We start from the raw sequence: 14,704 nt of genomic DNA on the forward strand, positions 1-14,704 counted from the left end.
GTCCCAGTCGCCCTCGGCCAGACCGTCCTCGATGGAGATGAGGGGGTACTTCCTGGTGAGGCCCAGGTAGTAGTCCACCAGTTCGGCGGAGGTGAACACGCGCTTCTCGCCCGCGAAGGCGTACTTGCCGTCCTTGAAGAACTCGGAGGCGGCGGCGTCGATGGCCAGGGCGATCTCGGCGCCGGGCTTGTAGCCCGCGGCCTCGATGGCCTTGAGGATGTAGTCGAAGGCCTGTTCGTGGCTGGCCAGGTTGGGGGCGAAGCCGCCCTCGTCGCCCACGGCGGTCATGTGGCCGTCCTTGGCGAGGATCTTCTTGAGGGCGTGGAAGGTCTCCGCGCCCATGCGCAGGGCGTCGGCGAAGGTGTCCGCGCCCACGGGCAGGATCATGAACTCCTGGATGTCCAGGTTGTTGGGGGCGTGCGCGCCGCCGTTGATGATGTTCATGAGCGGCACGGGCAGCACCTTGGCGTTCACGCCGCCCAGGTAGTTGTACAGGGGCAGGCCCAGGAAGTTGGCGGCGGCGCGGGCGTTGGCCATGGAGACGCCCAGCATGGCGTTGGCCCCCAGGCGGCCCTTGTTCTCGGTGCCGTCGAGCTCGATGAGCAGGTTGTCCAGCGCGGTCTGGCGCAGGGCCTCCATGCCCACCACGGCCTCGGCGATCTCGCCCTGCACGTTCTCCACGGCGCGGCTGACGCCCTTGCCGTCGTAGCGGTCCTTCTCGCCGTCGCGAAGCTCAAGAGCCTCGCGCGAGCCGGTGGACGCGCCCGAGGGCACGGCGGCGCGGCCCACGGCCCCGGAATCCAGGGTGACCTCCACCTCCACGGTGGGGTTGCCGCGCGAGTCGAGGATTTCCCTGGCCCAGACAGCAGCGATGGTGCTCATGTGGTTCTCCTTTGGGGGATGATGGTCGGTTCACGGTCGGTCGCGCGGGCGTGGCGGGCGCGCGCGGATTCCTCATACACGAGTCTCAGGCCGTCGAGAAGAAGTTCGGGCCTGACGTTGGCGATGGCGGGGCAGACGCGCGCCAGTTGCGCGGCGAATCCGCCCGTGGCCACCACGGTGACGGGTTCGCCCAGGTGGTCCTCCAGGCGGTCCAGGATGCCCTCCACCATGGAGGCGAAGCCGAAGAGCAGCCCCTGGTTGAGGCTTTCCACCGTGGAGCGCCCGATGGTCAGCTTGAGCGACGCCGGTTCCAGGTCGATCTGGGGGAGCTTGGCCGTGTCCTGGGCCAGGGCGCGCGCCGAGGAGAGCACCCCCGGGCAGATGAGCCCGCCCAGGTAGCTTGATCCGCGCACCACGTCGAAGGTGGTGGCCGTGCCGAAGTCCACCGAGACGAGGCCGTGGGTGGAGGAGCAGCGCCTGGCCGCGTAGGCGGCCACAAGGCGGTCGGCCCCCACCTGCTCGGGGCGCTCGTAGCGGTTCTCCAGGGGCACGGGGACATCCTCTGGCACGAAGAGCGGCGTCTTGCCCAGGAAACGGTTGCAGGCCTGGCGGAGCATGGGGTTCACGGGGGGGACGACGCTCACGGCCAGGACGGCCTCCAGGGCCTCGGGCTCCAGGCCCTCGCGGGCCAGGATGGCGGCCAGGTCCAGCCCCAGCTGGTCGGCCGTGCTGGAGCGCGGTGTGGGCAGCACGTAGGACGAAAGCCCGGACTCGGCGCGGTGCAGGCCGAGCTTGATGTTGGTGTTGCCGATGTCGAAGAGAAGAAGGGCCATGGATGTCTCCGCGCGACGCGCAAAGGATGCGGCGCTGGTGGGAAAGACGACCGAAGATAGACTATTTTCCGGCCCTTGAAAAGATGATACCCAGGCGACGGGGCAGTGCGGCAGGACGCGCGGGGCGCGCGTCCCGCGCTTTCGATCTCGCGGGCGGCCCGCTCGTTTTTCCCGCGAAGCACCCTTGCGTCAAGAGGTATCCCATGGAGCCCGGAGCTCTCATCCCGGCGGCCGACGCCATTCCGGCCTCGCCCTGGTTTTTCAGGGTCCTGCTGGACGCCACGTTCGCAGTCCACCTGATCTTCATGAATCTGATGTTCGGCCTGGCGCTCCTGGGCTTCGCCCGCGCCCTGCGCGACGCGCCCGGCCTGGACAGGCAGGCGGGCCTTGCCCCCAACCTCACGGCCCTGGCCGTGAACCTGGGCGTGGCCCCGCTGCTCTTCGTGCAGACGCTCTACGGCCAGTTCTTCTACGTGAGCTCCACGCTCATGGCCGTGTGGTGGTTCGGCGTGGTGCTGGCCGTCATGGGGGCCTACGCCCTGGCCTACCGCCAGAAATACGCCTTCCACGCGGGCAGGGGGCCGGGCGTGTGGGCCTGGGCGCTCATGTGCCTGCTGCTCTTCTACACCTCCATGGCCCAGACCCACAACGCCGTGCTCCTGGTGCGCCCGGACCTCTGGCGCGGCTACTTCGCGGACCCCTCCGGGACCCTCGCGGCCTGGGCCGACCCCACCGTTCTCCCGCGCTGGCTGCACTTCGTGCTGGCCTCCGTGGCCATGGGCGGGCTGGCCCTGGCCATGATCGGGCACGGACGCGCCAGACGGCGCGACCCCCACGGCGAGGAGATACGCCGCGAAGGGCTGGCCTGGTTCGGCTGGGCCACGGTGCTCCAGGCCGGGGTGGGCTCCTGGTGGCTCATGGCCCTGCCCCGCAACATGATCCAGGCCTTCATGGGCGCGGACAAGGCCGCCACGGGGCTGCTGGCCGCCGGGATAGCGCTCACCCTGGCGGCGGTGGTCTTCGCTTTCCGGGGCAGGCTCATGGCCGCGGCCGGGGCGGGTGCGCTCACCGTGGCCGTGATGACCGCCCTGCGCGGCGTGCTGCGCAGCCTCTACCTGGATCCGCTCTTCGATCCGGCCACGCTCCCCGTGACGCCGGAGCCTTCCACCACGGCCATGTTTCTGGGGTGCGCGGTCCTCTCGCTGGCGGTGATCCTGTGGGCTTCGGGCATGCCCAAGGTCGACCGGAAGGGGGCTTAGCGCCATGGAATATCCCGTCCTGCACTGGAACTTCTGGGGCGGCGGCCTGCTCATCGCCCTGGTGGCCACCATCCACGTGTTCATCGCCCACTTTGCCGTGGGCGGGGGCCTCTTCATCGCCGTCATGGAGACAAGGACCCAGCGCCTGGGGCTGACCGGCCTGCGCGACTACCTGCACCGCCACGCCCGGTTCTTCCTGGTGCTCACCATGGTGGTGGGCGGGCTCACGGGCGTGGGCATCTGGGCGGCCATCTCGGTGACGGCCCCGGCGGCCACGTCGGTGCTCATCCACGCCTTCGTGCTGGGCTGGGCCACGGAATGGACCTTCTTCCTGGCCGAGATCGTGGTGCTCATGGCCTACATGCGCTCCTTCGAGGGGGCGCGCTCCACGCGCAGGCTCGTGCTGGCCTGGCTCTATTTCGTCTTCGCCTGGGGCTCGCTGGCCGTTGTGCAGGGCTTCATCTCCTTCATGCTCACCCCGGGCGAGTGGCTCGCCACCCACCGTTTCTGGGACGGCTTCTTCAACCCCACCTACTTCCCGGGGCTGGTGTTCCGCACGGCCATGGCCGCCGCCCTGGCCGGGGCCTTCGGCCTCCTGACGGCCCAGGCCTCGGAGGCCGAGGACCAGCGCAAGGGCCTCTCCCGCTTCTGCGCCCTGTGGACCGTCCTGCCCCTGCCCGTGGTGGCGGCGGCCGGGTGGTGGCACATCGCCGCGCTCTCGCCCGAGCAGCAGGCGCTGGCGCTGGGCCGCTCGCCCGAGGTGGCTGCGGGCATGCGCGTGTTCTGGTGGGCCGTGCCCTCCATGATCGCGGGCGGCGCGCTCCTGGCGGGGGGGCTGCCCCGGCGCTGGGCCAGACCGGCGGCCGTGGCGGTCCTGGCGGCCTCGTTCCTGTTCATCGGCTCCTTCGAGTACATGCGCGAGGCCGCGCGCAGGCCCTACCTGGTCACGGGCCACATCTACTCCAACGGCGTGCTCGTGGCCCAGGCCCCGGCGCTGAACGAGTCGGGCTTCCTGGCCAGGGCGCGCTGGTCGCGGGTGAAGCAGGTGACGCCCGAGAACCGCATCGAGGCCGGACGGGAACTCTTCTACCAGCAATGCGCCAGCTGCCACTCGACGGGCGGGCCGCTCCTGGACATCCGGCCCCGCGCGGCCAAGTATTCGGCCACGGGCATGGAGTCGCTGCTCACGGGCCTGGGCAAGATCGGGCGCTACATGCCGCCCTTCCTGGGCAACAAGGCCGAAAAGCAGGCCCTGGCCGCCTTCCTGGCCCTGGAGATCGGCGGCGACAAACCCGCCAAGGCCGCAGCCCTGGCCCAGCTGCCCGCCGAGGCTCCCGCGCCCTTCGCCGACGACGCCCAGCACGTGCTCGTGGCGGCGGCCGACCGGGCCATCAACATGTTCGAGCCCCACGACGGGCGCATGGTCCTGGGCCTGCCCGCCCAGGGGCTCACGGCGCAGCTGGTGCGCCGGGGGCCGGGGCCTTCGCTGGTCACGGACGCCCGCGTCACCTGCGAGGTGGAGGGACAGCCCGCCCTGACGCTCAAGCCCGAGGGTAACCGCTTCCGCGCGCCCTACGTTCCCCTGACGCCCTACGGAGCCGACGGGTCGTTCAGGCCCTATCCCGTAGGCGTGGTGCGCGCCTGGGACGCCGAGGGGAAGAAACTACTGGCCGAGACCAAGGTGGTTCTCCCGGTCTCCTCGGAGATGGGGTGCAAGAACTGTCACGGCGGGGGGTGGTCCCACGGCGTGGCGGGCGTCTCCGAGGCCACGGCCCGCGACGTGCTCAAGGCCCACGACCGCCTGAGCCTCACGGCGCTCTCCGGCCAGTCCGGCCCGGTGCGCTGCAAGGGCTGCCATTCGGGCGAGGGCAAGGGCCGGGTCATGAACCTCTCGGCCTCCATGCACGGCCTGCACGCGGTCTATCTGGCCGGGCGCGGGGCCGACGCCTGCAACCTGTGCCACCCCACCGACCCCATGGGCGTCACGCGCGCCCTGCGCGATCCGCATCCGGCCGCCGGGCTCGACTGCACCAGCTGCCACGGGGCCATGGAGGACCACGCCCTCTCGCTGCTCGTTCGCGAGGAGCAGCAGGGCGTGGCCGCCGCCAAACCGCTCACGGCCCTCATCAAGCCCCGAGAGGGCTCGCCCGTCCCCCGCGAGCCCTGGGTGAACGAGCCCAAGTGCGTCACCTGCCACACGGGCTACAAGGCCCCCGAACAGGCCCAGGCCTACGGCGTCTGGACCAGGGACGCCGGGGACCTCTTCAAGGCCAGGCCCGACGACATGGGGGCGCTCACCTGCGCCGCCTGCCACGGCGCGGCCCACGCGGTCTATCCGGCCGCGAACCCCTACGGCGCGGACCGCGACAACCTGCAACCCCTGCAGTACCAGAAGCTCGCGCGGGCCATGGGCGGCAAGAGGAACTGCCAGAGCTGCCACCGCGAGGCCATGGACACGGCGGCGCACCACCCGGGCATGGGGGTGGAGTAGGGGGGATGGGCTCGGTGCCATGCCGCCGTGGAGGCGGCTCGCCCCGGAGGAAGAGGGTCTGGTGCGGAGCGGCTGCGGAAACGAGCCGGAAGCGCGGCCACGCCGCGCGGCCCTTGTGAAGCGGCGGGCCTGCGCCGCACGGTTTCAGGCCATGGGCAGGGTTTCCGGGATCAGGACGATGGGGGCCGGGGGGCGGGCGCGCTCAACGCCCGCGTCGCGATCTTGAGAACACTTGAAGTGCTTTCAAGATAAATACCCATGGTTTCGGCTTGTTGCCTGGACAATCAGCAGGGACTGATTTCGAGGGCGCCGCCCTAGAGGAAAAGCTTCCGGGAGAGATAGGGCCCGATCAGGAGCGTGAGGGGCACGAGCGGCCAGAGGCGTCCCCGGGAGAGGTCGTAGTCCGCCAGCAGGGCGGAGAGGGGCAGGCCCCGGGCCAGCCCGAAGCCGAACTCGAAGGCCAGGGTGGCCAGGCACCAGAAGAGCCCCACGCCCAGGAGCGAGGCCGTCTCGTGCACGTTGCCCCGGCGCACGAACCAGCGCGCGGCCCACAGGAAGACCAGGCAGAGGAACACCGTGCACACGGCCCGGGCCAGGGTGTCGCCCAGGCGCGGCGTCAGCGCGAGTTCGCGCCCCGCCCCGCAGGCCACGGCGCAGGCCAGGAAGGCGAGCCACAGGCCGGATGCCTTGAGGTAGAGCGGGTATCCCTGGAGCGTCTGGGTCATGCGTTCTCCCGGAGGATGCGGCAGCGCCCGGAGGGCGGAATCCGTGGTCGGATCATGCCGGACATCCCGGCGATCAAAGAGAAACGGGGCCGCCTTTCGGCGGCCCCGCTTCGAGGCAGTGTGTCGCCGTTAGGCGGCCATCTTCTTCTCGTAGTCGCGCAGGGCGAGCTTGAGAGCGCCGATGGTGAAAACATCGCAGTCGTAGTCGTCCTTGACCACGCTCAGGTGGGGACGGAGGTCGGCGTTGGTCAGGGGGTAGAGGTCGTAGATGGACATTCCCTTGATCATGGAGATCAGCGCGGCCAGGCACTGACGGCTGTAGAAGCAGCCCTCGGCCTTGCCGCCGGCTTCTTCGACCTTCTCATCGACGATACGAAGTTGCAACGTGATGGCCTTTTTGCAGGTCGTGCAGCCGTGCACGCCTTCGGCGTTGAAATTATCGACGGGACGAATCAGCTGGGCGAACGAATCCTTCACGCGAGTGCTCATGGCGAATACCTATATTGAATGAAAAAAAGCGTTGCTACCAAGGCGGTCGGGATGCAAACGCACCGATCGCCAAGGCGGCGCAAGGACTGGATTGGAAAAGGGTCCAAAAGGTTCAGTCGAAATGCGTCGCCGCGTACCTCACCACTGCCGACCCCTCCATAACCTCACGTTTTGACACCCGTCAACGGGAAAAAATGGTCAAATGAAAAAAATCACAATCAACAGGCTTTGCGATATGCGCTCGTGCCCGATAACATGCTGAAATCGCGGAGGATCAACCGGCCCCTTTGTTCGAGGCGTGGGGCGCCGCCGCTGCGGCGTGGCGGCCGTTTCCGGGTGTTGAAAGCCTTCCGGTTCAGGCTTGGCGGGGCTTGCCGGGGCATGGGGCGCGTGCGGCGCACAGCGGCCCGCGCGGCGCGGGTTTCTTCGGGAGGCTTGCCAGCGCGCCCGGGCGGTCATAAAGGCTTTGCAGGAGACGCCCGGACATGAACCAGATCAAGGACGCCTACGTCTGCGCCCGCTGCGCGGCAGGAGGCGTCACCTGCTGCCGCCTCACGCCGGGCCAGGAAGACCTCTGCTTCCCGGTCTCGGAGCTGGAGCGCCAGCGCATCGTGGAATTCGGCCCCCGGCTGGGCGGGCTCACCGGGGCGCCCAACTCCAAGTCCTTCCTGGACAACATGCGCAGGCTCTTCCCCGGGGACCGCGCCCTGGTGGCGCGGCGCTTCCCGCCCCACGGCGAGCACCTGCGCCTGGCCACACGGCCCGACGGCGCCTGCGCCTTCCTGGCCCCGGACGGCTGCGTGCTCCCCCGGGAGGCCAGGCCTTATTATTGCCGTCTCTTTCCGTTTTGGATATCGGCAGGGGCCGTCACGGCGTTCGAGGCCAGGGGCTGCCTGGCCTGCACCGAGGCCCGCACCGTGGCGGGCATGCTGGAACTCTTGGGAATGACCCCGGGCAACGTCCGGGAACTGCACGGGCGGCTGCGCCTGGCCTGGGGCCTCGTCCCCGGGGGGCCGGAGGAACAGCTTCCGGCCAAAGTGGAGAACAATGCGTAAATTCATTCTGTTTTTCGTGCTCTTCACGGCTTTGTGCGTGGTGGGCGCGGGCGTGGGCCTCGTGGGCGTCTACTTCTGGGCCGCCAGCGACCTGCCGGGCTTCAAGAACCTCACGGAATACAGGCCGCCCGTGGTCACCACCGTGACCACCCACGACGGCAAGGTGCTGGGCAACCTCTTCGCCGAGAAGCGTTTCCTGGCCTCCCTCTCGGAGATGCCGCCCTACCTGCCCAAGGCCTTCCTGGCCGCCGAGGACTCCTCCTTCTACCAGCACGAAGGCGTCGACCCCGTGGCCATCTTCCGCGCCTTCGTGAAGAACCTCCAGGCCGGAACCTCCCGGCAGGGCGGCTCCACCATCACCCAGCAGATCATCAAGCGCCTGCTGCTCACCCCCGAGCGCAGCTTCAAGCGCAAGATCAAGGAAGCCATCCTGGCCTACCGCCTGGAGCGCTACCTCACCAAGGACGAAATCCTCACCATCTACCTCAACCAGATCTTCTTCGGCTCGCGCGCCTACGGCGTGGAGAGCGCCGCGCGCACCTTCTTCGGCGTGCACGTGAAGGACCTCACCCTGGCCCAGGCCGCCGTGCTGGCGGGCCTGCCTCCCGCCCCCAGCCGCTACAACCCCTACAAGGACCCGGACGCCGCCAAGGTCCGCCAGAAATACGTTCTCGGACGCATGCTGGAGCTGGGCTGGATCTCCCAGGCCGATCACGACCAGGCCGTCCGTGCGCCGCTGGTCTACAAGGCCATGGAGGAGCAGAGCTGGGGCGTGGGCGCGTACTACCTGGAGGAGGTCCGCCGCTGGCTGGTGGACCACTTCGGCGAGGACACGGTCTACACGGGCGGGCTCAAGGTGGTCACCGGGTGCGACCTCTTCCATCAGGAGCAGGCCGAGAAGGCCCTGCGGGGCGCCCTGGTGGCCTCCTCCAAGCGCCGGGGCTGGCGCGGCCCCCTGGAGTCGCTGCCCCCCAACCAGTGGAACGACTTCCTGGCCCAGGACGTGAACCTGGACCAGTTCAAGGCCGGGGCCTGGGCCAAGGCCCTGGTCACCGAGGCCTCCCCCAGGGGGCTCACCGTGCGCTTCGGCAAGTCCACCGGGACCATCGACGCCAAGTTCCTCGGCTGGACCCGCAACAAGGGGCCGCGCCCAGGCGACGTGGTTTTCGTCTCCCTGGCCCCCGAGGACCCGCGCAACAAGGGCAAGGCCCCCTCCAAGACCGCACCCCGCGCCGGGGAGGACCTCATCCTCCAGCAGGAGCCCGACGTGCAGGGCGGCATGGTCTCCATGGACCCCAAATCCGGCGCGGTGCTGGCCGTGGTGGGCGGCTTCTCCTTCGAGAAGAGCCAGTTCAACCGGGCCACCCAGGCCCTGCGCCAGTGCGGCTCCACCTTCAAGCCCATCGTCTACTCGGCGGCCATCGACGAAGGCATGACGCCCGCCACCCGCGTCATGGACAGCCCCTTCATCTACGAGGACCCCGTCACCCACAAGATCTGGAAGCCCGAGAACTACGAGGGCGGCTTCCAGGGCGAAATGAGCCTGCGCTCCGCCCTGGCCAAGTCGCGCAACCTCGTCACCATCCGAGTGGCCCAACAGATCGGCATCCAGAAGGTGATCCAGCGCGCCAAGGACATGGGCATCGAGTCCGAACTCGGCCCCTACCTGCCCATCTCCCTGGGCGCGGGCGCGGTGCACCTGATCAACCTCTGCCAGGCCTACACCGCCTTCGCCAACGGCGGCGAATCGGTGAAGCCGCGCTTCGTGCTCTCCGTCGCCGGACCCGACGGGCAGGAGCTCTACAAGTCCGAACCGGAGCGCCGCCAGGCCATGTCGCCCCAGACGGCCTTCGTCATGGACGCCATGCTGCGCGAAGTGGTGCGCGCGGGCACCGCCGGCAAGGCCACGGTGATCGGCAAGCCCATCGCGGGCAAGACGGGCACCACCAACGACGAGCAGGACGCATGGTTCATCGGCTTCACGCCCTACCTGCTCACCGGCGTCTACCTGGGCTTCGACCAGGTGCAGTCCATGGGCAGGGGCGAGACCGGCGGCACGGCTGCCCTGCCCGCGTTCATCGAATACCGCATGGCCGTGGAACCCTTCTACCCCACCGAGGAATTCCCCCAGCCCCCAGGCATCGCCTGGGCCAGCGTGGACGGCGTGCAGATGCCCTTCAAGGAAGGACAGGACCGCAACGCCTTCGCGGGCATCATCGGCGGCGACGGCAACGTCAACTTCTCCGACCCCAACGCCCCCCTGGCCACGGGCGAGGACCTGCTCAAACAGATGTACTAGCAGCCTGCTGGAAAATTCTCGCTGGCTGCGTTGCGGGGCAAGGCCAAACCCTCACGTATGTCAAATACGCATCGGGCTTGGCCTTGCCAGCGAGCTTTTTGAGCAGGCTGCGGGAATCGACTTTCTCAACGACCTGCTGGCCCGAGCCCGGAGCACACCATGGAACACACCGAACAGATCGCACAGGCCCTGGACCTCGCCCGCGAGGCCGCGCGCGACATCCGCGCCCTGGAGGCCCAGGCCCTGGCCGCCCTCCTCGAGCGCGGCGACAAGGAAACCCACCGCCTGCGCATGGCCGAGAAATGCGAACGTCTGGCCGAACTGGCCGACGAGGCCGAACCCCTCCTGGACGGCGGCGACGAGACCGCCCAACGCCTGCTCCACGGCCTGCGCGACTTCGCCCGCCGCGCCAACATGGCCCTGGACCTGGAGAGCATCTTCTTCATGGGCGCGCTGCTCTACCCCGAAGACTACCAGGACGGCGACCCCAACGACCTGGAACGCTTCATCCTGCGCTTCCAATAAGGGAGCAGGGCGGCGCGCAGGGCGGCCGGTCAGGCGTGGAGGAGCGGGGCTTCGCCCCGGACCCCGCCGGGGGGAGAGCCTCCCCCCGGACCCCGGCAATTGCTTCGCGGGCTTCACCGGGGACGACCCGGCAGAGAGGGCTGGCCGGAGCAGAGAGAGTGTGACCGGCGCCACACACTGCCGACGGGCCGATCCCAGCGCGCGACGCTTCGCCCAAAGCCGCGAATCGCCGCGCGCAGGCCGCAGCGCTTCGCGCTGGTGATTGTGAGCAGGATTTTCCGGGATTTCCCCTGTATGAACCTGGATGAATTGCGCAGCCTGGCCGCGAACAGCCGATATCTCGCAGGTTGACCACCCGGCATGAGGCCCCAACCTCTTGATGATTTGACGCATTTCCTGCACGGTGAATGCGGTGGCCCTTTGAGAGCCCGGTGACGCATCCTTCTCGCACGCTGTCCGTGCGGGGCTGGTTCCGGACCGGACGGCTCACGGCGGCCCTACGGCGGTGCGGCCCGCGCCATCCGAACTGTCAGGCCGGACATTGCGGAGATCCAATGAAGATCGAATCGCTCAGGCTGAAGAACTTCAAATCCTTCCAGGATGTCGTGTTTTCCGATCTCCCGAACTTCTGCGTCATCGTCGGGGCCAACGGCACCGGCAAAAGCACGGTGTTCAGCGTCTTCGGGTTCCTGCGCGACGCCATGGCCAGCAACGTCAACGCCGCGTTGACCCGGCTCGGCGGAAGCCGGGGCTTCCATGAGGTGCGCAGCAGGGACGCGGACGGGCCGATCGAAATCGAGATCAAGTTCAGATCCAAACCTGGGAATCCTCTCATCACCTACCATCTCCGGATCAATGAGAGCCATGGGAAGGCATTCGTCGAAAGGGAGATGCTGCGCTATCGACGCAGGAGCAGCGGGCAGCCGTGGAGGTTTCTGGATTTCTCGCGTGGAAAGGGCATCGCCGTGACGAACGAACTCGATTCGGGTTCCGACATCAGCGAACTGGAACGCGAAGATCAACGCCTCAAGGCTCCGGATATCCTTGCGATCAAAGGGCTTGCGCAATTCGAACGCTTTCCGGCCGTGGTGGCCCTGGGCAACCTGATCGAGAACTGGCACGTTTCCGATTTTCACATAAGCCGCGCACGCCCCGAGCAGGAAGCCGGGTATGCCGAGCATCTTTCCCGGGAGGGAGAGAACCTCTCGCTGGTTATCGAGTACTTGTACAAAAATCACAGGAAGACTTTCGACAGGATTCTGTCGCTCCTGAAGTCCCGGGTTCCGGGCATTTCCAACGTCGAATCCAAGACCACGGAAGAGGGCCGCGTGCTGCTGAAGTTCCAGGACGGCTCCTTCGAGGACCCGTTCCTCGCGCGCTACGTTTCGGACGGGACCATCAAGATGTTGGCCTACCTCACGCTGCTCTACGATCCCCAGCCGCACCCGCTGCTCTGTGTCGAGGAGCCCGAGAACCAGCTCTACCCGAAGCTGCTCCCGGAACTCGCCGAGGAGTTCCGGGCCTACGCCATCCGGGGCGGGCAGGTGTTCGTCTCCACCCACTCGCCGGATTTCCTCAACGCTGCGGAACTCGACGAGGTGTTCTGGCTGGTCAAAAAGGACGGCTACACCCAGGTGCGCCGGGCGCGCGACAACGAGCAGATCAGAGCCTACATGGAGGAGGGCGACAAGATGGGCTATCTCTGGGACCAGGGCTTTTTCGAGGGAGCCGACCCCCGGTGAGAACGTTGGCCTTTTTCCTGGAAGAGCCTTCCGCCGTGGAATTGCTCAAAGGCGTCCTGCCGCGTATGCTCCCTGTGGGAATTCAGGTCAGCTATCACGTCTTCCCCGGAAAGCAGGCCCTGGAAAAGGACCTGAAAGGGAAACTGCGCGGGTGGAGGGCGCCCGACACGCTGTTCGTCGTGCTGCGCGACCAGGACAGGGGCGACTGCCGGACCGTCAAGGAAACCCTCGCCGCCATCAGCCGGGCCGCCGGAAGGCCCGAGGCGCTGGTCCGGATCGCCTGTAGGGAACTGGAGAGCTTCTACCTGGGCGACCTGGCCGCCGTGGAAAAGGGACTCGGCCTCAAAGGGTTGCGCGACCGGCAGGGCAAAGAGAAGTTCCGCAACCCGGACCTGCTGACCGACGCCGCCGAGGAGCTACGGAATCTGACGGACAAGGCCTACCAGAAGATTTCCGGTTCGCGGGCCATCGCCCCCCATCTGGACCTGGAGAACAACCGCTCGCCCAGCTTCCGGGCGCTCGTCTCCGGGATTCGCCGCCTCGTGGCGGCATAGGGCGGTCGCCCGACGGCAGGAGCGGCAACGCTCCGGCGCGTCGTGCGGCCTCGCGTTTCATGTTTGAGCACGTCATCACGTTCAGCTTGACGATATCGTCACCTTTCGCTAGACAGTGCGTCATGCCGCCATCGACGCTCGCGCTTCCCCTTGTGCACGCTCCGGCCGGGTTTCCCTCGCCGGCCGAGGACTACATCGACCAGCGTCTGGACCTGGCCGAGCACCTCGTGCGCAATCCGCCCTCCACCTATTTCCTGCGCGTGCAGGGCGATTCCATGCGCGGCGCGGGCATCCATTCGGGCGACCTCCTGGTGGTGGACCGCTCCGTGGAGCCCAGGCCCGGCCATGTGGTGGTGGCCGCGGTGGACGGCGAACTCACGGTGAAGCGCCTCAAGCGCCTGGGCCGGGGGCTGGCGTTGGCTCCCGAGAACCCGGACTACCCGCACGTTCCCCTTGACGGCCAGCGCGATGTCGAGATCTGGGGCGTGGCCCTGCACGTCATTCATCCCTTGACTCCCGGAGGCTCCCGGTGGACCTCGCGCTGATGGACTGCAACAACTTCTACGCCTCCTGCGAGCGGGCCTTCGACCCCCGGCTGGCCGGTCGCCCCGTGGTGGTGCTTTCCAACAACGACGGCTGCGTCATCGCCCGGTCGGCCGAGGCCAAGGCCCTGGGCGTGCCCATGGGCGCGCCCGAGTTCAAGTGCCGCGCGCTTTTCGACCGCCACCGCGTGGCCGTGTTCTCCTCCAACTACGCCCTCTACGGCGACATGTCCGCCCGGGTGATGGCCACGGCCGGGGCCATGGTCCCGCGCATGGAGGTCTATTCCATCGACGAGGCCTTTCTGGAGTTTTCGGGCCTGGAGGGCGGCCCGGAGGCGGCCGCCCGCAGCGTGCGCGAGGCCGTGCTGCGGGCCACGGGCATTCCCGTGTCCCTGGGCATGGGGCCCACAAAGACCCTGGCCAAGGCCGCCAACAAGATGGCCAAGAAGGACCCCTCCCTGGGCGGCGTGCTGCTCCTGCCCCGGGGCCGCGCGCGCGAGGAACTGCTGGCGCGCCTGGACGTGGAGGACGTGTGGGGCGTGGGGCCGCGCCGGGGCCGCTGGCTCAAGGCCCTGGGCGTGGCCACGGCCCTGGATTTCATGCGCCTGCCGCGCGAGCGCGTGCACAAGAAGATGACCGTCGCCGGGCTGCACACCTGGCTCGAACTGCACGGCATGCCCTGCATTCCCCTGGAACTGGCCCCCCGGCCCAAGCAGTCCATCGTCTCGTCGCGCTCCTTCGGCCGCCCGGTGACGACCCTGGAACACCTGCGCGAGGCCGTCTTCACCTACGCCTCCCGCGCGGCCGAGAAGCTGCGCGCCCAGGGAGGCGTGGCCTCGGGGGTGCTCGTCTGGGTGCAGACCAACCACTTCAAGGAGGGCGCGCCCCAGTACAGCGCGGCCCTGAGCCAGGCCCTGCACCCGGCCACGGCCCGGGCCGGGGTGATCGCCCGGGGCGGGGCGCTCTTGCTGGAGCGGCTCTACCGGCCGGGTTTCGCCTACAAGAAGGCCGGAGTGATGCTCACGGGCATCGAGCCCGAGGGGGCGGGACGCCTCTCGCTCCTGGACGCGCCCGACCCGTAGGCCGCCGCCCTGGCCCGGGTGGTGGACCGCGTGAACGCCAAATGGGGCCGCGACACCCTCTTCCTGGGCGGCTGCGGCGTCCGGCGCGAGTGGCGCATGCGCCAGGGCATGCGCTCGCCGCGCTACACCACGGCCTGGTCCGACCTGCCCGTGGCCAGGGCCTGAGCCGGGGGCAGGTCGGTCAACACCACCTCGAAGGTCTGACGGGCCAACAGCTCCACGGCAC

The 14,704-nt window shown here is 68.4% G+C and carries 14 protein-coding genes; 10 read left to right on the forward strand and 4 right to left on the reverse strand.

Going from position 1 to position 14,704, the window contains the following annotated elements:
* Together eno and ACV4UX_RS12970 are read right to left on the reverse strand one after the other, a co-directional pair.
* Positions 1-882 (reverse strand): phosphopyruvate hydratase (gene eno, locus ACV4UX_RS12965; protein WP_491593699.1); only part of this gene is annotated, 882 nt, incomplete at its 3' end.
* Entirely contained in the window at positions 879-1,715 is an 837-nt protein-coding gene (locus tag ACV4UX_RS12970) for a type III pantothenate kinase (RefSeq protein ID WP_491593700.1), read from the reverse strand. The genes ACV4UX_RS12970 and eno, both read right to left, overlap by 4 nt.
* A gap of 203 nt (positions 1,716-1,918) precedes the next feature.
* On the opposite strand from ACV4UX_RS12970, the gene ACV4UX_RS12975 reads away from it, so the two are divergent.
* Entirely contained in the window at positions 1,919-2,974 is a 1,056-nt protein-coding gene (locus ACV4UX_RS12975; protein ID WP_491593701.1) for a hypothetical protein, read from the forward strand.
* 4 nt (positions 2,975-2,978) lie between these two features.
* Positions 2,979-5,465: a c-type cytochrome gene (locus ACV4UX_RS12980; RefSeq protein WP_491593702.1), complete on the forward strand. Its 2,487-nt coding sequence runs from the start codon at positions 2,979-2,981 to the stop codon at positions 5,463-5,465.
* 314 nt (positions 5,466-5,779) lie between these two features.
* Here the strand turns inward: ACV4UX_RS12980 and ACV4UX_RS12985 are convergent, their stop codons facing one another.
* Positions 5,780-6,190: a hypothetical protein gene (locus ACV4UX_RS12985; protein ID WP_491593703.1), complete on the reverse strand. Its 411-nt coding sequence runs from the start codon at positions 6,188-6,190 to the stop codon at positions 5,780-5,782.
* Positions 6,191-6,319: 129 nt separating this feature from the next.
* A complete protein-coding gene (locus tag ACV4UX_RS12990) occupies positions 6,320-6,679 on the reverse strand; it encodes an iron-sulfur cluster assembly scaffold protein (RefSeq protein WP_491593704.1) in 360 nt (119 codons plus the stop codon).
* 485 nt (positions 6,680-7,164) lie between these two features.
* On the opposite strand from ACV4UX_RS12990, the gene ACV4UX_RS12995 reads away from it, so the two are divergent.
* The 8 genes from ACV4UX_RS12995 to ACV4UX_RS13030 all read left to right on the forward strand — a co-directional run bounded on the left by ACV4UX_RS12995 (position 7,165) and on the right by ACV4UX_RS13030 (position 14,643).
* Entirely contained in the window at positions 7,165-7,734 is a 570-nt protein-coding gene (locus ACV4UX_RS12995) for a YkgJ family cysteine cluster protein (RefSeq protein WP_491593705.1), read from the forward strand.
* On the forward strand, positions 7,727-10,033 hold the full coding sequence (locus tag ACV4UX_RS13000; protein ID WP_491593706.1) for a penicillin-binding protein 1A: 2,307 nt from the start codon (positions 7,727-7,729) through the stop codon (positions 10,031-10,033). Before ACV4UX_RS12995 ends, ACV4UX_RS13000 begins: the two co-directional genes overlap by 8 nt.
* Before the next feature lie 159 nt (positions 10,034-10,192).
* Positions 10,193-10,558, forward strand: a complete 366-nt coding sequence (locus ACV4UX_RS13005; protein ID WP_491593707.1) for a hypothetical protein — start codon at positions 10,193-10,195, stop codon at positions 10,556-10,558.
* Positions 10,559-11,112: 554 nt separating this feature from the next.
* Positions 11,113-12,300, forward strand: a complete 1,188-nt coding sequence (locus ACV4UX_RS13010; protein WP_491593708.1) for an AAA family ATPase — start codon at positions 11,113-11,115, stop codon at positions 12,298-12,300.
* A complete protein-coding gene (locus tag ACV4UX_RS13015; protein ID WP_491593709.1) occupies positions 12,297-12,854 on the forward strand; it encodes a DUF4276 family protein in 558 nt (185 codons plus the stop codon). The genes ACV4UX_RS13010 and ACV4UX_RS13015 overlap by 4 nt, the downstream gene beginning before the upstream one ends.
* Before the next feature lie 122 nt (positions 12,855-12,976).
* The gene (locus tag ACV4UX_RS13020; RefSeq protein WP_491593710.1) at positions 12,977-13,399 is read left to right on the forward strand and encodes a LexA family protein; all 423 of its coding nucleotides are present in this window, start codon (positions 12,977-12,979) and stop codon (positions 13,397-13,399) included.
* On the forward strand, positions 13,384-14,478 hold the full coding sequence (locus ACV4UX_RS13025) for a Y-family DNA polymerase (RefSeq protein WP_491593711.1): 1,095 nt from the start codon (positions 13,384-13,386) through the stop codon (positions 14,476-14,478). Before ACV4UX_RS13020 ends, ACV4UX_RS13025 begins: the two co-directional genes overlap by 16 nt.
* A gap of 18 nt (positions 14,479-14,496) precedes the next feature.
* Entirely contained in the window at positions 14,497-14,643 is a 147-nt protein-coding gene (locus tag ACV4UX_RS13030; RefSeq protein WP_491593712.1) for a DUF4113 domain-containing protein, read from the forward strand.
* Positions 14,644-14,704 lie beyond the last annotated feature (61 nt).

The sequence above is a fragment of the Fundidesulfovibrio sp. genome (assembly GCF_058402725.1).